Source organism: Streptomyces sp. NPDC006012 (assembly GCF_042871185.1).
In the GTDB taxonomy this organism is placed as follows: domain Bacteria; phylum Actinomycetota; class Actinomycetes; order Streptomycetales; family Streptomycetaceae; genus Streptomyces.
The window spans coordinates 20,465-40,104 of record NZ_JBIAIE010000010.1 but is presented as its reverse complement, the minus strand read 5'-3'; the positions used below and the strand labels follow the sequence as shown (position 1 = coordinate 40,104).

Genomic DNA, 19,640 nt, shown 5'->3' with positions numbered 1-19,640 from the left:
GACCGAGGCGGCGGCCGTGTCCGATTCGCCGTCCGGGCCGGTCCGGCGCCCCTCGCCGTCCGGGTCCGTCCGGTCGTCCGGGTCCGCCGGGTTACGCTGCCCGTCCTGGCCGGCCCGGTCCTCCTGCTGCCCCCGCCTCTCCGGCTGTTCCCCCGTCTCCTGGCCGTCCTGGTGGCGGGCGGCGGGCTCCGCCCCGGCTGCCGCGCCCTTGCGTCTGCGTATGCCGCGTCTCACCGCTTCCCCTCCCCCGAGGAGGCGGAGCCGCCGGTCGCCGGGAGCGGCAGCAGCGGTCCCCCCATGCTGATCTCGTTGAGGTTCGCGCGGCCGTCGAGGGTGCGGGTGTCGGTGTTGTAGGCGGACACGACGTTGTCCGCGGCCAGCGGCGCGACGTCCAGGGCCTCGGCCAGGGAGGCCCGCTGTTCGACGAGGGTCCGGGTGATCGGCACCAGCCGGTCGACGTTCTTCTTCAGTTCGCCGCGGTTGTCCTCGATGAACCGCTTGACCTGAGCGAGTGCGGTGCCGAGTTCCCGCAGCGCTCCGGTGAGGTCGTCCTTGTTGTCGGCGAAGAAGCTGACGACCGTGTCCAGGCGCTCCTGGGCGGTGCGCACGCCGGAGTCCTTCTCCTTGAGCATGCCGGTGAACGACTGGAGTTGGCTGAGCGTGGTGAACAGGTCGTCGCTGCTGCCGCTGAGGGTCTTGGCCGCCTTGCCGAACTGCTCGATGGCCTCGCCGATCGCCTTGCCGTTGCCGTCGAGGTTGGCGGCGCCGGTGGTCAGCAGGTCGGACAGGGCCCCGGAGGCGTTGGCGCCGTCGGGGCCGAGCGCCTTGCCGAGGTCGGTGATCGAGGCGTAGAGCTGGTCGATCTCGACGGGCGTCGCGTTGCGGGAGGCGGGCAGCACGGCGCCCGCCGCGAGCGCGGGCCCGGTGCGGTAGGCGGGGGTGAGCTGCACATAGCGGTCGGCGACGACGCTCGGCGCCACGATCACGGCGCGGGCGCCCTGCGGAACCCGTACGCCGTCGTCGAGGGCGAGTTCCACCCGCACCTGGGTGCCCTGCGGCCTGACCGACGCCACCTCGCCCACCCGGACGCCCAGGATGCGCAGGTCGGAACCGGCGTAGACGCCGACGGCGCGGTCGAAGTATGCGGTCAGCCGGGTGCCGGTGGAGTCCAGGACCCGGGCGACGCCCAGCCCGGCGGCGACCACCACCAGGACGACGCCGGCTGCAAGGAGTCTGCTGCGCCTGGTCATCACTCACCGCTCCCCTGGGTCTGCGCGGACTGTTCCGGCGGCTTGCACGGCTCGGTCTGGGACGGGTCGGGCAGGTAGTCGCGGGGCACGACTCCGCACAAATAGCTGTCGAACCAGCGGCCGTTGCCGAGGGTGTTGCCGACGAGCCGGTAGTAGGGGCCGACGAGCGCGAGCGTGCGGTCGAGCTGGGTGCGGTTCTTCTCCAGGACGGTGGTGACCCGGCCGAGTGCGGTGAGGGTGGGGCCGAGTTGCTTCTCGTTGTCCGCGACGAGTCCGCTCAGCTGCGTCGACAGGGACCGGCTGCCCTTGAGCAGGGCACTGATGGCGGTGCGGCGGTCCTGCAACTCGCCGAGCAGGGAGCCGCCGTCCTCGATGAGGGTCTCGAAACTGGACTTCTGGTCCTTGAGCGTCTTGGTGAACCGGGCGCTGCCGCCGAGCAGTTCGGCGAGTTCCGCGTCCCGCTTGGAGACGGACCTGGACAGCGCGGACAGACCGGTGGCGGCCTTGCGTACGTCGGGCGGTGAGTCCCGGAAGGTCTCGGAGATCGTCTCGAAGCTCTTGGCGAGTTGCTCGGTGTCGATGTCGTCGACGGTGCTGCTGAGGTCCTGGAACGCCTGGGTCACGTCGTACGGCGAGGTGGTGCGGGCCAGCGGGATGCGGCTGCCGGGGTCCTGGCGCGCGTTGCCCAGCGGATCCAGGGCCAGGTACTTCTCGCCGAGCAGCGTCTTGATGGCGATGGCCGCGGTGGTCCGGTCGCCGATCCAGGCGCCGTCGACCTCGAAGCCGACCTTCACCTTGCCGCCGTCGAGGGACACCTCGGTGACCCGGCCGACCTTGACACCTGCGACGCGCACCTCGTCGCCTTTTTCGAGGCCGGCCGACTCGCTGAAGTCGGCACTGTAGGCGGTGCCGCCGCCGATCAGCGGCAGCCGGTCGGCGTTGTAGGCGAAGACGGTGAGCAGGGCCAGCAGGAGCAGGCCGACGAGGGCGACCGCCACCGGGTTGCGGTCCTTGACGGGCTTCAGCCAGGGGGCGCGGCGCCGTCCGGTGCGGGTGGCGGCGTCGGTGCCGCCGTCGCCCGCGCGGCGGCCGGTCCGGGTGAGCGGGCTCATGCGCCGCACCTCGGTTCCGTGACGGCGATACCGGTGGGCGGTTCGAAGCCGTCGGTGGTGGTCACTCCGCTCACACGTGCCTCGCAGAGGTAGAGGTTGAACCACGATCCGTAGGACGACAGCCGGCCCAGGGCGGTCATCTTGGCTGGGGTCTTGGCAAGGAAGTTCTCGATCTCGGGGGCGGCGTCGCCCAGGTTGCCGGAGAGCCGGCCCAGTTCGCGGATGTCCTGTGCGAGGGGTGCGCGCCCGTCGTTCAGGAGGTCCGCGGTCACCGTGGTCAGGTCGCCCATGGCGGCGACGGCCCGGCCCAGGGGCTTGCGGTCCTCGTTGAAGCCGGAGATGAGCCGGCGGAGGGTGGCGACGAGGTTGTCGAAGTCGGCCTCGCGGTCGTTGAGGGTGGTCAGGATCGTGTTGAGGTTCTTCACGACCGCGCCGATGACTTCGTCCTTCGCGGCCACCGTGGTGCTGAGCGAGCCGATGTGCTGGACGAGGCTGTCGACGGTGGTTCCCTCGCCCTGCAGCACCTGCACGATGGAGCCGGCGAGTTCGTTGACGTCCTTCGGTGAGAGCCCCTCGAACAGCGGCTTGAAACCGTTGAACAGCAGCGTCAGGTCGAGGGCGGGCGAGGTGCGGTCGAGCGGGATGGTGTCGCCGCCCGCCAGGGTGCCGGTGAGGTCCCCGCTGCCCCGGTCGAGGGCGACATAACGCTGCCCGACCATGTTGAGGTATTTGACGGCCGCGGTCGTCGAGCGGGGCAGGGTGCGGTCGTCGCGGACGGTGAAGGTGACCTGTGCGGTGCGCCGGTCGACGACGCGGACATCGGTGACCTCGCCGACCTTCACCCCGGAGATGCGCACGCCGTCGCCGTCGACGAGTCCGGTGACGTCGGTGAACAGCGCCTTGTAGGTGCGGGTGTCCGAGCCCACCCCGGTGTTGGCGACGCTCAGTCCGAGTACGGTCGTGGCCAGCGCGGTGACCACCAGGAAGGCCACGGACTTCAGCACGGGGCCGGTGAGCGGGCGGCGCCGGGTGTGCGCGGGGCGGGGAGTGCTCATCGCAGGGTCACCTCCGTGCCGCGCAGCGCCGGTCCGGCGAGCAGGCTGCTCCAGTCCGGGAGGTCGGCGGGCCGATTGCCGGTGGCCGGTGCGAGCAGTTCGTTGACGAGGTCGTTCTCCTGCGGGGAATTGGCGGGCCCGAGGTCCTGGTCGGCGGACGCGCGCACTTGTGCGGCCGGTTTCACGGGCACGCCGAGGTAGGGCACGGGGTAGCAGCGGGGGCCGCCCCCGGCGTCGTAGGACGGGGTGTCGCGGCCGGCGACGTAGGCGCCGCGGGACCGCACGGTGGTGACGTCGACTCTGATTCCCGGCCGGTCGGTGCCCTTGCCGAGCGCCTTGTCCATCTCCGGGACGAAGTCGGCGAGGGTGCGCAGGGTGCACGGGAAGGACGGGGAGTACTCGGCGAGCAGTTCCAGGGTGGCCCGGGAGTCGGCGCTGAGCCGGATGATGGTGTCCTTGTTGCCGCGCAGGAAGGCGGTCAGGTCGTCGGCCGCGCCGGTGGTGGCGCCGAGGGTGGCGGCCAGGTCACCGGACTTCTCGGCGAGGGTGCCGCTGGTGGTGGTGAAGTCGGTGAGTGCGGTGACGATGTCGGGTGCGGCGTCGGCGTAGACGTTGCTGACCTTCACGAGTTCTTTCAGGTCGCGGTTGAGGGTGGGCAGGTCGGGGTTGAACTTGCGCAGATACGTGTCGAGTCGGCCCAGGGTCTGGCCGATCTGCTCGCCGCGTCCCTCCAGTGCCCGGGAGACGGCGGACAGCGTGGCGGAGAGCTTCTGCGGCTGGACCGCGGTGAGCATCGGCAGCACGTCGTCGAGGACCCGTTGCAGTTCGACGGCGTTCGCGGAGCGGTCCTGGGGGATGACGGCCCCGGCGGGAAGCGGCCGGCCGGAGGGGTGCGCCGGCGGGACGAGGGCCACGAACCGCTCGCCGAACAGGGTCGTCGGCAGCATCTGCGCGCTGACGTCGGAGGGGATGTCGGCGAGGGTGCCGGGCCGCAGGGCGAGGGTGAGCCGGGCTCCGTCGCCGGTGGACTCGATGTGGCGGACCTCGCCGACGACGACGCCGCGCAGTTTCACCTCGGCGCCCAGGTGCATCTCGTTGCCGACGGTGCCGGTCTCGACGACCACCGGGTCGGAGTCGGTGAACTCCTTGTCGTAGACGGCGACGGCCAGCCAGATCAGCAGGACGGGCACCACCAGGAAGACCACTCCGGCGAGCCGGTGGCGCAGGGACCGGCCTCGTGGGCTGCTCATGTCACCCCGCCACCTTCACGGTCGTGGTGGCTCCCCACAGGGCGAGCGACAGGAAGAAGTCGGTGAGGCTGATCAGCACGATGGCGTTGCGCACCGAGCGGCCCACGGCGACCCCGACGCCGGCCGGGCCGCCGGACGCGCGGTAGCCGTAGTAGCAGTGGGCGACGATCACCATCACGCTGAAGATGAGTACCTTGAGGACGGAGAGCAGCACGTCCGTGGGTGACAGGAACAGGTTGAAGTAGTGGTCGTAGGTGCCCCGGGACTGGCCGTTGAACAGGACGGTGACGTAGCGCGAGGCCAGGTAGGAGGAGAGCAGCCCGACCGCGTACAGCGGGACGATCGCGACCACGCCGGCGATGATGCGGGTGGTGACCAGGTAGGGCAGCGAGCGGATGCCCATGCCCTCCAGGGCGTCGACCTCCTCGTTGATGCGCATGGCCCCGAGCTGTGCGGTGAAACCGGCGCCGACGGTCGCGGACAGGGCGAGTCCGGCGACGAGCGGGGCGATCTCACGCGTGTTGAAGTACGCGGAGACGAACCCGGTGAACGCGGCGGTGCCGATCTGGTCCAGTGCCGCGTATCCCTGCAGGCCCACGACGGTCCCGGTGAACAGGGTCATCGCGATCATCACGCCGATGGTGCCGCCGATCACGCCGAGGCCGCCGGTGCCGAAGACGACCTCGGCGAGCAGCCGCTGCACTTCCTTCAGGTAGCGGCGCAGGGTGCGCGGGACCCAGAGCAGGGAGCGGACGTAGAAGATCAGCTGGTCGCCGGAGCGGTCGAGCCAGACGAGCGGGGAGGCCACCGGCCTCAGCCTCCCTTCGGCGGAACGAGTTGGAGGTAGACGCCGGTCATCACCATGTTGACGAAGAACAGCAGCAGGAAGGTGATGACGACGGACTGGTTGACGGCGTCCCCGACGCCCTTCGGGCCGCCGCGCGGGTTCAGCCCGCGGTAGGCGGCGACGATGCCCGCGATGAAACCGAAGACGAGGGCCTTGAGTTCGCTGATGTAGAGGTCGGGCAGCTGGGCGAGGGCGGAGAAGCTCGACAGGTACGCGCCCGGGGTGCCGTCCTGCAGGAAGACGTTGAAGAAGTAGCCGCCGAGGATGCCGACCACCGAGACCAGGCCGTTGAGCAGGACGGCCACGCCCATCGCGGCGAGCACCCGGGGTACGACCAGGCGCTGCACCGGCGAGACGCCCATGACCCGCATCGCGTCCAGTTCCTCGCGGATGGCCCGGGAGCCGAGGTCGGCGCAGATGGCGGAGCCGCCGGCGCCGGAGATCAGCAGCGCCACGATGAGTGGGCTCGCCTGCTGCACCACGGCGAGGACGCTGGCCCCGCCGGTGAAGGACTGGGCGCCCAACTGCTGGGTGAGCGAGCCGACCTGAAGGGCGATCACGGCGCCGAACGGGATCGAGACCAGGGCGGCGGGCAGGATGGTGACGCTGGCGATGAACCAGAACTGCTCGATGAACTCCCGGAACTGGAACGGCCGTCTGAAGATGGCCCGGCCGACCTCGGCGGCGAGTGCGAAAAGCCGTCCGGTCTGCCGCAGCGCGCCGAGGATCATGCGCCGCCCCCGGCGGCGGGGGCGGGGGCGGTGGCACCGGCGGCGTAGGTGCGCTCGATGGCGCTGCGGGCGGCGGGCGGCAGTTGGTCGAGCATGCCGAGGACACGCTCGCGGCGGCGGGCGACGGCGCGGCGCGGCGGGAGGCCGGGGGACGGCTCCAGTTGCGGGACGATCTCGCGGGGCGGGGCCGGCCGCTCGGCGCGGGTGCCCGCGGCCTCCGCGGCGAGCGCGGCGGCGTCCTTCTCCTCCGACATCCCGATGGGGCCCTCGCGCCGGCCGCCGAGGAACTGGGCGACGGCGGGTTCCTCGCTGGTGAGCAGCACCTCGCGGGGCCCGAAGGTGACGAGCTTGCGCAGGAACAGCATGCCCATGTTGTCGGGGACCGCGGCAGCGATGTCGAGGTTGTGGGTGACGATCAGCATCGTTGCGTCGAGCTGCGCGTTCAGGTCGATCAGCAGCTGGGATATGTAGGCGGTGCGTACGGGGTCGAGTCCGGAGTCGGGTTCGTCGCACAGGATGATCTGCGGGTCGAGCACGAGGGCGCGGGCCAGGCCGGCCCGTTTGCGCATGCCGCCGCTGATCTCGCCCGGCAGTTTGCCCTCGGCACCGAGCAGACCGACGACCTCGATCCGCTCCATGACGATGCGCCGGATTTCGGACTCTTTCTTACGGGTGTGCTCACGCAGCGGAAAGGCGATGTTGTCGAAGAGGGACATCGAACCGAAAAGGGCGCCGTCCTGGAACATGAGCCCGAAGAGTTTCCGGGTCTCGAAAATGTCGCGTTCCGGGCTGTTCACCATGTCCACCCCGTTGATGAGGACACGGCCTTGTTCCGGTTTGAGCAGACCGATGAGCGACTTCAGGAAGACGGTCTTTCCGGTGCCGGACGGGCCGAGCATGACGCTGACTTCTCCGGCCGGCAGGGTGAGGCTCACATCCTGCCAGATGTTCTGCTTGCCGAAGGACTTGGTCAGGCCCTCGACGACCACTTCGATTCCCATATCACCTCCCGCACGAACGATTCGGTGTGCACTGCGGAAGCGCACGTTAAATCCCTGCACGGTTGACTGGCAATAGGTGGGACACCGGCTTCCCGAGGCTCCCCCGGACTTTGTCACCGCGCAGACAAAGACCGGTCCCGCACTTGTCTCGGGGAGACAGGGCGGGGCCACGCGCCTGCGGAGGGTGGGGATCCGCGGGACCCTGCCGGTGGATGTCCGCCCCGGAAGGCGGGCGAGGGCCGGACATCTTCCGCCGTTCCTCCGGTCGGCTGGGGGCCACCCACCTGGAGATCGGCGCCGTACCCGGCACGTTACGGCCCAGTAACCTCGGCGGGCAATAGCGGGTCCCGAGTTTTGCGTGATATTCGAGGTGACCGCCCGGAAACTATCAGGGCGGCGCTAAATCGGACCCCCGTTCTTGTCATCCGGTGAGCATCCGGTGCGTGTCAGGGCACGACTGCCCCACCGGGCCGTCCTTAGCACCGGATGACTAAGCCGCGCGGTGCGGTACTCACCCGGTGGACAGATAATTCCCTTCGCCAAAGAATCATGGCCACTGGCATTGTTCGGCCAAGTTTCCGGCAAGTAACGTCGGTGCCCGCGGTCGAGGTTTTCCGAACCGCGGGTCGCCCGGTCCCCCTCTCCGTCGGTGCCGTAGCGGCCCTCCTCTGTCGGTCAATCCACAAGGAGCGTCCCAGCGTCATGAAGAAACCCATACGGAGCACCGCCGTCGTTCTGGGTGCCGCCGCGGCCGCGTTCGGCATGGCCGTCGCCCCCGCCTCCGCGGTGCCCTCCACGGTGTGGACCGTGAACCCGACCCCGGCCAATTTCACGGCGACCAACAGCGGCAACATCGTGCTGACCGCCAACATCCCGATGACATGTACGACGTCGGCCGCGTCGGGCACCATGCAGAGCGCCAACGGCAACCCGGCGACCGTCGCCTCCATATCCGCCGTCACCTTCGGCAGCAGCACTTCGCCGTGCACCAGTGTCCTCGGCAACGTCACGACCGTGGCGACACCCCCCTGGTCGGTCGTCGCCGTGGACTACAACGCCGGCGTCACCACGGGCTACATCGGCAACGTCAAGGCCACGGTGACCGCGGGCGCCTGTGTGTTCACCGTGACGGGCAAGGCCTCCGCCACGTACACCAACTCCACCGGAATCCTGGCGGTCAACAGCGCGTCCGGCGACCTGAGCGTCGCCACGGCGTCCGCCGGCTGCGGCACGGTGGTCACGACGTCCACGAAGCCCACCTTCAAGGGCAACTACGCCGTCAAGGTGACCGGCACCAGCACCATCCCGACCATCGTCGGCTCCAACCCGTAAGGCAGGTCCCGCGCGTCCGCCCGGCCGGAGTCACCGGCCGGGCGCACGTGCAGGCGGCATGGCCGCAGGGGCCGTTCGGCGCCGTGGCCCGTCGTCCGCCCGCGGTGGCGTCGTGGCCGCTCGCACGGTTTCCCCGCGCCGCGCGCGGAGCACTGCCCGACCCGTGCGCGCCGCGCGGAACTGCCGAGCGCGCCTGCCGCCGCCGTCGCCGTACCCCGGAGCACCGAACGATCCGAGCGGAGCAACAGATGAGAGGTCCCCGTGCCGCCGTCCGGCGGCCGTCCCGGGTCCGCGCCCGCGGCGCGGCCATCGCCGCGTTCGTCGTGCTGGCCGCCATGGTCCCGGCCGTGGCCGTCGCCGCGGGCCCCCGGCAGGCCGCTGTCGAACTCCCCTACGTCTGCACGCTGCCGTCCGGGCAGCGGCCGGTGACGGTGCGGGTCTCGGCGGCCTTTCCGGACCGGGTGGCGGCGGGCGAGCCGATCCGGCCCGCGGACGTCACCACGGCCGTCGAGTTCCCGGCGGAGGCGGTGGCCGACCTCGCCGCGTCCGGAGCGGCCGGCGTCCAGGCCGAGACCCGCCTGACCGTAGCCGTCGCACAGAACGACGCCCGGGCGCAGGCGACCTGGCGCGGCACCGCGCAGCCCGTGGTCCTCCCGCCGAGCGGACCGCTGACGCTGACCGCGACGGGTGACGTCCCGACGGTGACCGGGCAGAGCGCCGGTGAACTCACGCTGTCCGCGGCGCACTTGGCGGTGGACATCACACCGAGCGCGGCCGACGGCGCCACCGGCGCTCCCACCGCGTTCACCGCCGAGTGCTCCCTCGCCGCAAACGCGCCCGACTCCGGTCTGCTGGCCGGCGTCATGGTCGGTGCGGACCCGTCCGGGTCCGGCTCACCGTCGGCATCGGCATCGCCGTCGGCCTCCGCCTCCGCCTCGCCCGGCGGTCAGGGCGGGGACCCGGCGGACCGGCAGGGCGAACGGGCCCCCAAGGTCACCGGTGACACGCCCGGCGGCACCGGCGACCGCCCCGACGCGCCGCCGTGCAAGTACGACGCCGGCTACCCGGCCCGCCCGCAGTCGCTGAACGCGTACATCACCGGGTACTCGAACGTAAAGAAGCTGAAGGGCGCCGCCCTGATCCCGCTGACCTGCACGCTGATCGAGCAGGGTCCGCCGGAGTTCATCCCCTATCCGGACTGGAGCGGCGGCACCATCAAGCAGCATTCCACGGGCGACCTTTACAACGGCGGCCGCAAGGCGTCGCAACCGATCACGGCCACGTTCCTGACGTTCGGCTTCACCCCGACGACGGCCACCATGGTGCTGGAGCAGACCGGCCCGGTGACCATCGACTCGCTCGGGGCGACCAACTTCGTGTTCACCAGCACGGACACCTGGGTCCGGGTGCCGCTCGTGCTCAAGGTCACCTCGCTCACGGTCAACGGGACACCGCTGGCCGTGGGTCCGAACTGCCGGACCGGGAAACCCCTCGCCTCCCCCGAACCGGATCCGGCGAACCACCCCGGCGACCATCTGGTGCTCTACGGCCGGGGAGAACAGGTCACGGGCGAGCCGGCCACCGGCTATCTGCTGACCTCCGGCGGCCCGCTGACCGGCGAGGTGAGCATCCCCGCCTTCACCGGCTGCGGAGCCGGCGGTGAGAACATCGACCGCCTCCTGACGGCCTCGGTCTCGGGCTCCGGCAACTACCTCAAGCAGATACAGGGCCAGACCTGCTTCGTGTCCGCCGAGACGCCCAACCCGGACGAGTGCACCACGGACCTGCAACCCCTCAAGATCCCCGTTCCCGAACGCTGAGCCCCGCTCCGCCAGGACCCCTCACGGAAGGCCACGACATGAACCGGCTCTCGCACCGCGCCAGACTCGTCACGACCGTCACGGCGCTCGGCACCGCACTCGGCGCCTTCGCCTCGATGGGCACGGCGACCGCCGCGACCGCCCAGCTCAACGGCGAGTGGGCACCGTTCACCCGCTGCCCGGTGGACGCACCGGCGATGCTCGCCGCGGACGGCCTGGCCCAGACACCGCAGTGCGTGGTCTCGACGGCGCCGAGCGGTTCCATCAAGCTGGGCAACACCACCGTGGTGACGGGCCGGACCGATCTCCAGATGGGGATCGTGCAGAACTCCGACGGCACCAGCTCCGTGGCGGCACCGGCCGACGGCGCGATCATCGCCGACTCCGCGACCGTGCCCGGCGGGCTGCTCGGTCTGATGTGTCCGAGCAACATCCCCGGGGTCACGGCCATCTGCGAACAGCTCACCAACAGCACCCTCAACAAGATCACGGCGACTGTGGAGTCCGTCGGCGCACCCCGCGACTTCGACCAGACCGCGGGCATCGTCACCGGCAAGCCGATCGTCACCCTGCCGGTCCGTATCCACCTGGAGAACCCGTTCCTCGGCTCCAACTGCTACATCGGTACGAAGTCCAGCCCGATCGTGCTGAAGCCGCAGAACGTCACCAACCCCGAGTTCGGGCTGTCGTTCTTCAACGGCGACGGCACCGTCGCGGACGGCGGCGAGATGAGCCGGGTCGCCCTCACCGGCGCCGCCCAGAACGACAGCAGTTTCGCGGTGCCCGGGGCCAGCGGGTGCGGCCTGAACGTCGGGCTGATCAACGCGGCGGTCAACCTGAAGACCGGGCTGCCCTCCGCGGCCGGGAACAACAGCCTGACGCTCAACAACGCGCAGACCTATCTCGCCGGTCTGACCGCGCCCGGGACCGCCGCTCCCGACGCCGGTCAGATCCTCTCGCGCAACTGGAAGTCGGCCGTCAAGTAACGGGCGCGGAAAGTCGATTATCAGCCGTCCCGGCAGTCCGATCCCGTCTCGCTGCAGCAAACCGTGCACGACTTGTGTACGAAGCATGAAACATGATTTAGCTTCAGCAGCCCAGACAGGTATGCACCTGATGGCCGGCCGGGTGTCCCCCTCCGCCGGAGAGGGCACCCGGGCCGGTCTCCCCCCACCGGGCGCGTCGGAGAGCAAGGGACGACCAGCCATGCCTTCAACCGTACGGTCGCCGCAGGTCGGAGAACCGCTCGATCCCCTTCCCCGGGAGTTCGCGGCCTTCATGCGACCGGAGTTGCCCGGCCTCATGAAGGAAATACGCATCGAGGTCACCCGCGCCTACCCGGTGTACGGGCGCCTGCTCAACGGTCCGAACGCCGACGCCATCCGGCAGGGCGTCGAGCAGGCCCTGTCCGCGTTCGTGGACCGGGTGGCCGAACCGGGCACGAACTCGGCACTGCGTGACGAACTCTTACGCAAGTTCGGGCGGGTGGAGGCGTACGAGGGCCGGGAGCTGGACACCCTTCAGGGGGCCTACCGGCTGGGCGCGCGCATCGCCCTGCGCCGCGCCAAGGCGGTCGGACGGCAGTACAACCTCTCCCCCACCGTGATCCTCGCCTTCGCCGACGCGCTGTTCGCCTACGTCGAGGAGTTGGAGGCGCTCTCCCGCGAGGGCTACACGGAGGTGCAGTCGCGGGCCTCGTCCGAAGTCTCGGCGGTGCGAAGACAGTTGCTGCACCTGATCCTCGCCGCGCCGCCGCTGCCCCAGGCGACCGTCTCCGGGCTGTGCGAGGCAGCCGCCTGGCCGCTGCCCTCCGAGGTGACGCTCCTCGCGCTGCGCTCGCCCGCACCCGAGCATCTGGAGGCGGGGCTGGCCGGCGACGTCCTCGCGGACCTGGACATTCCGCAGCCCCATCTGCTCATTCCGGGGGCGCTGAGCACGGACCGGCTGGTGATGCTGGACGCGGCGCTGGGCGGTACGCACGCCGTCGCGGGCCTGACCGTGCCGCTCGCCCAGGCGGCCGACTCCATCCGCTGGGCACGCCGCGCACTCCAACTCGTCGACGAGGGGGTCGTGGCCGACGCCCCGCTGGTCCGCTGCGAGGACCATCTGGTGACACTGTGGCTGCTGTCCGATCCGCCTCTGGTGTCCCATCTGGCGGCCCGGGAGCTGGCACCGCTCGACGAGTTGCCGACGGGCCGCCGCAGCCGGCTGATGGAGACCCTGCGCCTGCACATCTCCACCCGGGCGCCCGCGGAGCAGGTCGGCGAGATGCTGGGTGTCCACGCGCAGACCGTGCGCTACCGCCTGCGGAACCTGGACAGGCGCCTCGGGGCCCGGCTCGCCGATCCCGACCACCGCTTCGCCCTGGAGGCGGCGCTGCGTTCGCTGCATCTGCGGGGCGGCGACCGCGCCGAGTGAGCCGCCCGGTCAGACCGGCAGGCGCGGCACGCTCTCGATCAGCCTGCGGGTGTAGGGGTGGGCCGGCTCGCCGAGCACCTGGGCGGTTTCGCCCTGCTCGACGATCCGGCCGTGTTCCAGCACGGCGGTGCGTTCGCACAGGGAGGCGACGACCGACAGGTCGTGGGAGACCATGACGAGTGTCAGCCCCTGTTCCCGCTTCAGCTCGGCGAGCAGGTCGACGACCTTGACCCGGGTGGTGACGTCGAGCGCGCTGACGGGTTCGTCGGCGAGCAGCACCCGTGGCTCGCACACCGTGGCCCGGGCGATGGCGATCCGCTGGCGCTGTCCGCCGGAGAACTCGTGCGGATAGCGGGCCGCCGCGTCGGCGGGCAGGCCCACCCGCTCCAGGGCCCGGGCGACCTTCGGGGCGGCGCCGGCTCGGTTGTCGATGCCCAGGGAGCGCAGCGGCTCGGCGACGATCGCGGCGACGCGCCGGCGCGGGTCCAGGGAGGAGTAGGGGTCCTGGAAGACGCACTGCACGCTGCGCCGGAACCGGCGCAGTTGCGCCCGGTCGCGCGGGGACAGCTCGGCGCCGTCGAAACGTACGGCGCCGGCGGTGGGCCGGGACAGGCCGAGCAGCAGACGCAACAGCGTCGTCTTGCCCGCCCCGGATTCGCCCACGAGGGCGAGGCTTTGCCCGGTCTCGACGGTGAGGGAGACGTCCTGAACCGCGCTGGCGGCGCTCCCCCGGTGGCGCAGCGCCACGTCCTTCAGCTCCAGTACGGGTGTCACCGCGGGCTCCTCAGGTCCAGGGCGGACTCCAGTGTGCGGGCGCTGGCCACCAGGTCCCTGGTGTACTGCTCGCGCGGGTTGCGGACGAGGTCGTGCACCGTGCCGTCCTCGACGGCCCGGCCGTCCTTCAGCACCAGGGCCCGGTCGGTCACCCGGGCCACCACGGCCAGGTCGTGGCTGACGAAGAGGACCGCCATCTCCCGCTCGCGGACCAGGGTGTCGATCAGGTTCAGCATCTCCGCCTGCACGGACACGTCCAGGGCGGTGGTCGGCTCGTCGGCGATCAGCAGCCGGGGCGCGCAGGCCAGTGCCATGGCCAGGGCGACGCGCTGGCGCTGTCCACCGGAGATCTCGTGCGGGAAGGCGCGGGCGACGCGCTCGGGTTCGGGCAGCCGGACCTGTGCCAGCGCCTCGCGTACCGCGTCGCGCAGGGCGGCACCCTTCAGGCCGGTGCGCCGGCCCAGCGGTCCGGCGACCTGGCGGCCCACCCGCATCAGCGGGTCGAGGGCGGTGAGCGGTTCCTGGAAGACGACGGCCGCGTCCCGGCCGCGCACGGCGGTCAGTTGCTTCTCGCGCGCGCCGACGATCTGGGTGCCGGCGAGTTCCACGCTGCCGGTGGCGGTCATGCCGTCGGGCAGCAGGCCGAGCACCGCGAGGGTGGTGAGCGACTTGCCGGAGCCGGACTCGCCGATGAGGCCCAGCCGTTCCCCGCTCGCCACGCGGAAGGACAGGTCGTCGACCAGGGTCCGGCCGTCGGCGGTGCGGACGGTCAGGCCGCGGACGTCGAGGAGGGTCATGTGCGCCTCCGGCGGGTCGCCGGGTCGAGGGTGTCGCGCAGTCCGTCGGCGACGAGGTTGACCCCGATCGCCAGCAGGACGAGCAGGATGCCGGGGGCCAGGGCGCCGGCCGGGGCGGTGGTGAAGGTGGCCTGCGCCTCCTGGAGCATGCGTCCCCACGAGGCGTTGGGCGGCGGGGCGCCCAGGCCCAGGTAGGACAGTCCGGCCTCGGCGAGCACGGCGAGGCCGAACTGCAGGGCGAGGTTGACCACGAGGGTGGGCCAGATGTTGGGCAGGACGTGGCCGAGCACCGTACGCGGCCAGGAGGTCCCGGAGGTGCGGGCGGCGATGATGTAGTCCTGTGCGAGGACCCGTTTGACGAGGATGCGCACCAGCCGGGCGACGACGGCGCTCTGCGCCAGGCCGATCGCGAGGACCGCGGACGAGAGGGTCGCCGAGCGTGCGGCCACGATGAGCATGGCGAGCAGCAGGGTGGGGAACGCGATCAGGATGTCGAGGAACGCGGAGAGCGTGTCGTCGAGCCAGCCCTGCGCGAACGCGGCGAGCACCCCGAGGGTGACGCCGATCAGGGTGGCGATCAGCACCGAGCCGAGCCCCGCCTCGACGGCGATCCGGGACCCGGTCATCACCTGGGTGAACAGGTCCCGGCCGAGTTTGTCCGTGCCCAGCAGATGACCCGCGCCGGGGGCGGCCAGGCGCCCGCCCGAGGTGTCGTCGGACGGGTAGGGCAGCCAGAACAGGGAGACGACGGCGAGCAGGGCGATGGCGCCCGCCAGGACGCAGCCGACGACAAGCGTGGCGGAGCGGCGCCGCTGCCGCCCGGTCCGCGAAGCCTTCCTGGCCCGCGCCGGTTCGAGCAGGTCGGTCCCGGTCATCGGGCGGCTCCCGTCAGTCGTCCGCGCAGCCGGGGGTCGATGATCCGCTGGACCAGGTCGGCCGCGAAACCGATGAGCAGCACGGCGAGGGTGGAGACGAACAGCACGCCCTGGATGACCGGGTAGTCGTGCTGGGCGATGCCGGTGGCGAGCATCGAGCCGAGGCCGGGCAGCGCGTACACGGACTCCACGACGACCGCGCCGAGCAGGGTGGAGGCGAGTTCGATGCCGAGCACGGAGATCACCGGCACGGAGGCGTTGCGCAGTCCGTGCCGCCACATCGCGCCCGCGTAGGAGGAGCCGAGGGCGCGGGCGGTGCGCAGGTGGTCGCTGCCCAGCACGTCGAGGGTGGCGGAGCGGACGTAGCGGATCAGGGACGCGCTCATCACCAGGGCGATGGTGACGACCGGCAGCACCAGCGCGCGGAGGGCGTCGGCGGGGGCGGACCAGCCGTCCTGCGGGAAGCCGCCGGCCGGCAGCCAGCCCGCGTTCAGCGCGAACACGGCGATGAAGATGATGCCGAGCCAGAACACCGGGACGGCGATGCCCAGTTGGGAGACGCCGCTGAGCAGCGCGCCGTACCAGGTGTGCCGTTTGTGGGCGGCGACGAATCCGGCGGGTACGGCGATCAGGACGGCCAGGACGAAGGCGGCGAGGGTCAGCGGCACGGTGACGTTCAGCCGGCCGGTGACCTCGGGTCCGACGGGGAGCGAGCTGACGAAGGAGGTGCCGAGGTCGCCGCTCGCCAGCTGCCCGAGCCAGTGGGTGAACTGTTCGGGCAGCGGCTTGTCGGACCCGATGGCGTGCCGGGCCGCGGCGATCTGCTCGGGGCTCGCGCCCACCGAGGTGAGCGCGTTGGCCGGGTCGCCGGGCAGCAGGCGCAGCAGCACGAACAGCACGACGCTCGCCAGGGCCAGGGACACCACGAGGAAGACCAGGCGGCGCAGGAGGTAGCGCGCCATCAGCCCTTCTTCTTGATGTCGTAGGCGTAGAACTGGGAGTTGAGGCCGTTGAGCGGGTAGCCGGACAACGTGCTGTTCGCCACGACGATCTGCGGGTACAGGTACAGCCAGTCGCTGGCCGCGTCGTCGGCGGTCTGGCGGTTGACCCTCTTCAGGATCTCGGTCTGCTGCGCGGTGGTGTCGGCCTGCTCGGCCTGCTTCACCCACTGCTGGACCTGCTTGTTGTCGTAGCCCCAGTAGAAGTCGGGGTTGCCGTACCAGACGAGGTCGCGGTCGTTGACGTGTTCCTGGAGCGTCGCTGTGAAGTCGTGGTTCTGGTAGACCTTCGTGTACCACTCGTCCGGCGTGATGATGTTGATCTTGACGGTGATGCCGACCTTGGCGAGTTCGGACTTGATGAAGGTCGCGGCGGTGGGGTGCGGGTCGTAGTTCGGGGTGTCCAGGGTGAAGGAGAAGCCCTTGGTGTAACCGGCGGCGGCGAGCAGTTGCCTGGCGTGGGCCGGGTCGTAGGCGTTGACCTTGGTCAGGTCCTCGTACCAGGGGTCGGTCGGCGGCACCATCGAGCCGATCAGCTTGCCGTAGTCGCCCCAGACCGACTGCAGGAGCTTCTTCTTGTCGATGGCGTCGGTGACGGCCTGGCGGACCTTGACGTCCGTGAACGGCTTGGCCTTGTCGTTGAAGGCGAGCAGCAGCTTGGTGGTGGAGTTCCCGTCGTTGACCTTGTAGTTCTGGTTGTTCTTGAACTGGTCGAGGGAGTCCGGCGACTGCTCGCTGGTGACGACGTCGACGGCGTTGGTCTGCAGGGCGTTGTTGAGGGCCGTGGCGTCCTTGTAGTAGTGGAAGACGGCCTCCTGGTTGGCGGCTGCGGAGCCCCAGTAGCCGGTGAACCGCTTCAGGCTCAGCGCGGAGCCCCGGGTCCACTTGTCCAGCGTGTAGGGGCCGGTGCCGTCCTCGGTCGTCTTCAGGTTCTTCGCCTGGGAGTCGATGATCCAGACGTAGCTGAGGTTGTAGACGAAGGAGATCGACTTCTGCGACAGCGTGACCTTGACGGTGCGGGCGTCGGGGGTGGCGATGTCCTTGATCACCGCGAGGTCGCTCTTGCGGGCGGACTGGGAGTCCGGCGCGATCACCTTCTCCAGGCTGTACTTGACGTCGTCGCTGGTCAGCTGCTTGCCGCTGTGGAACTTCACGCCGTCGCGCAGGGTGAAGGTGTAGGTGAGTCCGTCGGGGCTGACCTGGTAGTCCTTGGCGAGGAGCTTGTCCGCCTTGCCGTCGTCGGTGAGCTTGAACAGCCCTTCGTAGACGTTGCCGTTGAGCGCTTCGGTCACGCCCTGGCCGCCGCCCGCGGTGTTGTCGAGGTTCTGCGGCTCGTAGAGCGAGCCGATGTTGACGACTGCGTTCTTGTTCCAGGAGCCGCCGGAGGCGCTGCCGCCGGAGCCTGAGCCGCCGCACGCGGTCAGGGTCAGGGCGAGACCGGCCGCGGTCGCGGTGGCGTACAGGGAGGTCTTCTTGATGTTCACGGTGTGTGGGCCTTCGGACGGCGATGCGGGCGGGATGCGGGGTCAGTGCTGTGCGGGGAAGCCGTCGCGGAAGACGGGCTGCCGCTCACCGGCCTCGACGGGCAGGTGGAAGCGGTTCTGCGGCGGCGGCATCGGACAGTTGTACTGATCGGAGAATCCGCAGGGCGGCACGAAGGCGCGGTTGAAGTCGAGCAGGACGCGGTGGTCGTCCCCGGTCCGCTGCACGAAGAGGAACCGGCCGGCGCCGTAGGTGGTGTCCCCGTTGGTGCGGTCGCCGAAGACGAGCAGCAGGGTGCCGTCGTCGTCGAAGGCGCTCAGGGTGTACTCGCGGCCGTCGACGGTGAGGGTGATGTCGCCGGGGACGACGAGGTCGCGGGTGCCGCCATTGTCCCGGAGGTGCTCGAAGGGCACCCGACGGGCGCCGGGCACGGGGGTGTAGGTGGCGTGCAGCACCCAGGCGGGGTCGTACGGGAAGGTGTCGACCCGGTCGAAGTGGCGGACGGCCGGGGAGTCGGCGTCCCAGAAGCGCAGGCCGTGCTCGGGCTCGCCGGTGACGAGGTCGGTCCGCTGGAGTGTGGTCACCGTCACGGTGTCCGGCCGGCCGGCCCGGGCCCGCTCCGCGTCGGGGCGTTCGCCGGCCGGGAGCCAGCGGGTCTCGACGAGCGCCAGGTTCCCGGTCGGCGCGGTGAGGCCCCGGCGGCGCTCGTCGCGCCAGGCGTCCCACCGTGCGACGGCATCGGTGTCGGGCTGGTCGGGTGCGGTATGGGACACGGCGGGACTCACTCGGGTAGCACGGACGGCGGCCGCACACCGCGGACACACGCCGCGCGAATGAGTGGCCAAAGCATGCCCTTTATCTTCCATAAGAGGATCTAATGTCAAATGCCACTGACACATGCTGAGACGCGGCCTCCCCTGCGGCTCCCGCGCAGCACGCCAACCGCCCCCGCTGATCACGCCCGGAGCAGGCATCGCGCCATGGCTCCGCCGGCGCAGCCCTCAGCGGCCGGGATCGATGAGATGGGGCACGACCCGGGCGAGCCTCAGCACGCCCCACAGGATCAGCAGGGCCCCCGCCAGCTCCGGCAGCAGCCACCAGCCGGTACGGACGTTCTCGCCGAACAGCGCCACCCCGAGGAACAGGCTCGTGGACGCGTCGCCGATGGTCAGTGCGGGCTGCGAGGCGATCAGTGCGCCGGCCTGGAGGGAGTTCTCCAGCAGCAGCAGCGCGCCGACCCCGGCCAGCGCGAAGCCGTAGGTCTGCCAGGTCCGCAGGAAGGCGGGGAACCCGGCATGGGCCAGCACCCCGGTGGCCGACTTCATCAGCGCGGCGGTCAGCGCGTTGCCGATCGCGGCGGCCAGGGCGAGCGTCGCCGCACGGAACAGGGAGGAACGCGTCGACCGGGCGAGCACGACGGCCACGGCGATGGCCCCCAGGGTCAGGGCCAGCACCGGCAGCCAGCGCACCATGGACGCTTGGTCGCGTGCGCCCGAGGGCGCCGCCGCGACCAGGACGAGGGCGAGCCCGCCGACCATGCCGGCGACCGCCCACCACCCCGCGGCGGACAGCCGGCGGTGCATCAGCCGGGCCGCGACGAGCAGGGCGAACGGCAGTTCCAGGATGAACAGCGGCTGGACCAGCGCCAGCGGGCCGTTGACCAGAGCCAGGGCCTGGAAGATCGCGGCACCCGCGACACCGGCGAGGCCGATCGACCAGGCGGGGCGGCGCACGAGGGCGATCATCAGGCCGAGCCCGCCGCCCCGCGACACCGCCGAGGCGGCCTTGCGCTGGAACGCCGTACCCACGGCGTTGCTGGCGGCCCCCACTACGGCACAGGCCACGGCGAGCACGATCACATCTCTACAATGCCTCGCCTTTCGGATTACGGCTGCGGC

General features: G+C 70.9%; 18 protein-coding genes. 4 read left to right on the top strand and 14 right to left on the bottom strand.

The genetic code is table 11. From position 1 onward, the window contains the following. Positions 1-230 precede the first annotated feature (230 nt). The 7 genes from ACFYPJ_RS19380 to ACFYPJ_RS19350 are packed head-to-tail and all read right to left on the bottom strand — an operon-like array spanning position 231 to position 7,246. Complete coding sequence (locus ACFYPJ_RS19380; RefSeq protein WP_389018293.1) at positions 231-1,250, bottom strand: MCE family protein; 1,020 nt, start codon at positions 1,248-1,250, stop codon at positions 231-233. Beyond that, positions 1,250-2,362 carry an MCE family protein gene (locus tag ACFYPJ_RS19375; RefSeq protein WP_389018290.1) on the bottom strand — a complete coding sequence of 371 codons (1,113 nt, stop codon included), beginning with the start codon at positions 2,360-2,362 and terminating at the stop codon, positions 1,250-1,252. Before ACFYPJ_RS19375 ends, ACFYPJ_RS19380 begins: the two co-directional genes overlap by 1 nt. Further along, positions 2,359-3,417 carry an MCE family protein gene (locus ACFYPJ_RS19370; protein WP_389018287.1) on the bottom strand — a complete coding sequence of 353 codons (1,059 nt, stop codon included), beginning with the start codon at positions 3,415-3,417 and terminating at the stop codon, positions 2,359-2,361. Before ACFYPJ_RS19370 ends, ACFYPJ_RS19375 begins: the two co-directional genes overlap by 4 nt. Further along, positions 3,414-4,667, bottom strand: a complete 1,254-nt coding sequence (locus ACFYPJ_RS19365) for an MCE family protein (RefSeq protein WP_389018284.1) — start codon at positions 4,665-4,667, stop codon at positions 3,414-3,416. Before ACFYPJ_RS19365 ends, ACFYPJ_RS19370 begins: the two co-directional genes overlap by 4 nt. Position 4,668: 1 nt before the next feature. Then, positions 4,669-5,475 carry an MlaE family ABC transporter permease gene (locus ACFYPJ_RS19360; RefSeq protein WP_389018282.1) on the bottom strand — a complete coding sequence of 269 codons (807 nt, stop codon included), beginning with the start codon at positions 5,473-5,475 and terminating at the stop codon, positions 4,669-4,671. Positions 5,476-5,480: 5 nt separating this feature from the next. After that, complete coding sequence (locus tag ACFYPJ_RS19355) at positions 5,481-6,245, bottom strand: MlaE family ABC transporter permease (protein WP_389018279.1); 765 nt, start codon at positions 6,243-6,245, stop codon at positions 5,481-5,483. Then, entirely contained in the window at positions 6,242-7,246 is a 1,005-nt protein-coding gene (locus tag ACFYPJ_RS19350) for an ABC transporter ATP-binding protein (RefSeq protein ID WP_389018276.1), read from the bottom strand. Before ACFYPJ_RS19350 ends, ACFYPJ_RS19355 begins: the two co-directional genes overlap by 4 nt. A gap of 702 nt (positions 7,247-7,948) precedes the next feature. On the opposite strand from ACFYPJ_RS19350, the gene ACFYPJ_RS19345 reads away from it, so the two are divergent. The 4 genes from ACFYPJ_RS19345 (at position 7,949) to ACFYPJ_RS19330 (ending at position 12,816) form a co-directional block, all read left to right on the top strand. After that, a complete protein-coding gene (locus tag ACFYPJ_RS19345) occupies positions 7,949-8,578 on the top strand; it encodes a hypothetical protein (protein ID WP_389018274.1) in 630 nt (209 codons plus the stop codon). 248 nt (positions 8,579-8,826) lie between these two features. After that, entirely contained in the window at positions 8,827-10,398 is a 1,572-nt protein-coding gene (locus ACFYPJ_RS19340; protein WP_389018271.1) for a DUF6801 domain-containing protein, read from the top strand. A 38-nt stretch (positions 10,399-10,436) separates the two neighbouring features. Further along, positions 10,437-11,384 carry a hypothetical protein gene (locus ACFYPJ_RS19335; protein ID WP_389018268.1) on the top strand — a complete coding sequence of 316 codons (948 nt, stop codon included), beginning with the start codon at positions 10,437-10,439 and terminating at the stop codon, positions 11,382-11,384. Between the two features lie 220 nt (positions 11,385-11,604). Next, positions 11,605-12,816 carry a helix-turn-helix domain-containing protein gene (locus ACFYPJ_RS19330; protein ID WP_389018265.1) on the top strand — a complete coding sequence of 404 codons (1,212 nt, stop codon included), beginning with the start codon at positions 11,605-11,607 and terminating at the stop codon, positions 12,814-12,816. 9 nt (positions 12,817-12,825) lie between these two features. Here ACFYPJ_RS19330 and ACFYPJ_RS19325 read toward each other — a convergent pair whose 3' ends face one another. The 7 genes from ACFYPJ_RS19325 to ACFYPJ_RS19295 all read right to left on the bottom strand — a co-directional run bounded on the left by ACFYPJ_RS19325 (position 12,826) and on the right by ACFYPJ_RS19295 (position 19,601). After that, positions 12,826-13,590, bottom strand: a complete 765-nt coding sequence (locus ACFYPJ_RS19325) for an ABC transporter ATP-binding protein (RefSeq protein ID WP_389018263.1) — start codon at positions 13,588-13,590, stop codon at positions 12,826-12,828. After that, a complete protein-coding gene (locus ACFYPJ_RS19320) occupies positions 13,587-14,387 on the bottom strand; it encodes an ATP-binding cassette domain-containing protein (RefSeq protein WP_389018261.1) in 801 nt (266 codons plus the stop codon). Before ACFYPJ_RS19320 ends, ACFYPJ_RS19325 begins: the two co-directional genes overlap by 4 nt. Next, positions 14,384-15,262, bottom strand: coding sequence for an ABC transporter permease (locus ACFYPJ_RS19315; RefSeq protein WP_389018258.1), 879 nt, complete (start codon positions 15,260-15,262; stop codon positions 14,384-14,386). The genes ACFYPJ_RS19320 and ACFYPJ_RS19315 overlap by 4 nt, the downstream gene beginning before the upstream one ends. Continuing rightward, positions 15,259-16,224 (bottom strand): ABC transporter permease, encoded by a 966-nt coding sequence (locus tag ACFYPJ_RS19310; protein WP_389018255.1) that lies wholly within the window; start codon positions 16,222-16,224, stop codon positions 15,259-15,261. The genes ACFYPJ_RS19315 and ACFYPJ_RS19310 overlap by 4 nt, the downstream gene beginning before the upstream one ends. Then, positions 16,224-17,744, bottom strand: coding sequence for an ABC transporter substrate-binding protein (locus ACFYPJ_RS19305; protein ID WP_389018252.1), 1,521 nt, complete (start codon positions 17,742-17,744; stop codon positions 16,224-16,226). The genes ACFYPJ_RS19310 and ACFYPJ_RS19305 overlap by 1 nt, the downstream gene beginning before the upstream one ends. 42 nt (positions 17,745-17,786) lie before the next feature. After that, positions 17,787-18,515, bottom strand: coding sequence for a DUF1684 domain-containing protein (locus ACFYPJ_RS19300; RefSeq protein ID WP_389018249.1), 729 nt, complete (start codon positions 18,513-18,515; stop codon positions 17,787-17,789). A 228-nt stretch (positions 18,516-18,743) separates the two neighbouring features. Further along, the gene (locus tag ACFYPJ_RS19295; protein WP_389018247.1) at positions 18,744-19,601 is read right to left on the bottom strand and encodes a DMT family transporter; all 858 of its coding nucleotides are present in this window, start codon (positions 19,599-19,601) and stop codon (positions 18,744-18,746) included. Positions 19,602-19,640 lie beyond the last annotated feature (39 nt).

What these genes read in the sequence shown, in the direction of transcription:
- ACFYPJ_RS19380 (WP_389018293.1), bottom strand. Translation starts at nt 1,250, where the DNA reads ATGACCAGGCGCAGCAGACTCCTTGCAGCCGGCGTCGTCCTGGTGGTG.
- ACFYPJ_RS19375 (WP_389018290.1), bottom strand. Translation starts at nt 2,362, where the DNA reads ATGAGCCCGCTCACCCGGACCGGCCGCCGCGCGGGCGACGGCGGCACC.
- ACFYPJ_RS19370 (WP_389018287.1), bottom strand. Translation starts at nt 3,417, where the DNA reads ATGAGCACTCCCCGCCCCGCGCACACCCGGCGCCGCCCGCTCACCGGC.
- ACFYPJ_RS19365 (WP_389018284.1), bottom strand. Translation starts at nt 4,667, where the DNA reads ATGAGCAGCCCACGAGGCCGGTCCCTGCGCCACCGGCTCGCCGGAGTG.
- ACFYPJ_RS19355 (WP_389018279.1), bottom strand. Translation starts at nt 6,245, where the DNA reads ATGATCCTCGGCGCGCTGCGGCAGACCGGACGGCTTTTCGCACTCGCC.
- ACFYPJ_RS19350 (WP_389018276.1), bottom strand. Translation starts at nt 7,246, where the DNA reads ATGGGAATCGAAGTGGTCGTCGAGGGCCTGACCAAGTCCTTCGGCAAG.
- ACFYPJ_RS19345 (WP_389018274.1), top strand. Translation starts at nt 7,949, where the DNA reads ATGAAGAAACCCATACGGAGCACCGCCGTCGTTCTGGGTGCCGCCGCG.
- ACFYPJ_RS19340 (WP_389018271.1), top strand. Translation starts at nt 8,827, where the DNA reads ATGAGAGGTCCCCGTGCCGCCGTCCGGCGGCCGTCCCGGGTCCGCGCC.
- ACFYPJ_RS19335 (WP_389018268.1), top strand. Translation starts at nt 10,437, where the DNA reads ATGAACCGGCTCTCGCACCGCGCCAGACTCGTCACGACCGTCACGGCG.
- ACFYPJ_RS19330 (WP_389018265.1), top strand. Translation starts at nt 11,605, where the DNA reads ATGCCTTCAACCGTACGGTCGCCGCAGGTCGGAGAACCGCTCGATCCC.
- ACFYPJ_RS19320 (WP_389018261.1), bottom strand. Translation starts at nt 14,387, where the DNA reads ATGACCCTCCTCGACGTCCGCGGCCTGACCGTCCGCACCGCCGACGGC.
- ACFYPJ_RS19315 (WP_389018258.1), bottom strand. Translation starts at nt 15,262, where the DNA reads ATGACCGGGACCGACCTGCTCGAACCGGCGCGGGCCAGGAAGGCTTCG.
- ACFYPJ_RS19310 (WP_389018255.1), bottom strand. Translation starts at nt 16,224, where the DNA reads ATGGCGCGCTACCTCCTGCGCCGCCTGGTCTTCCTCGTGGTGTCCCTG.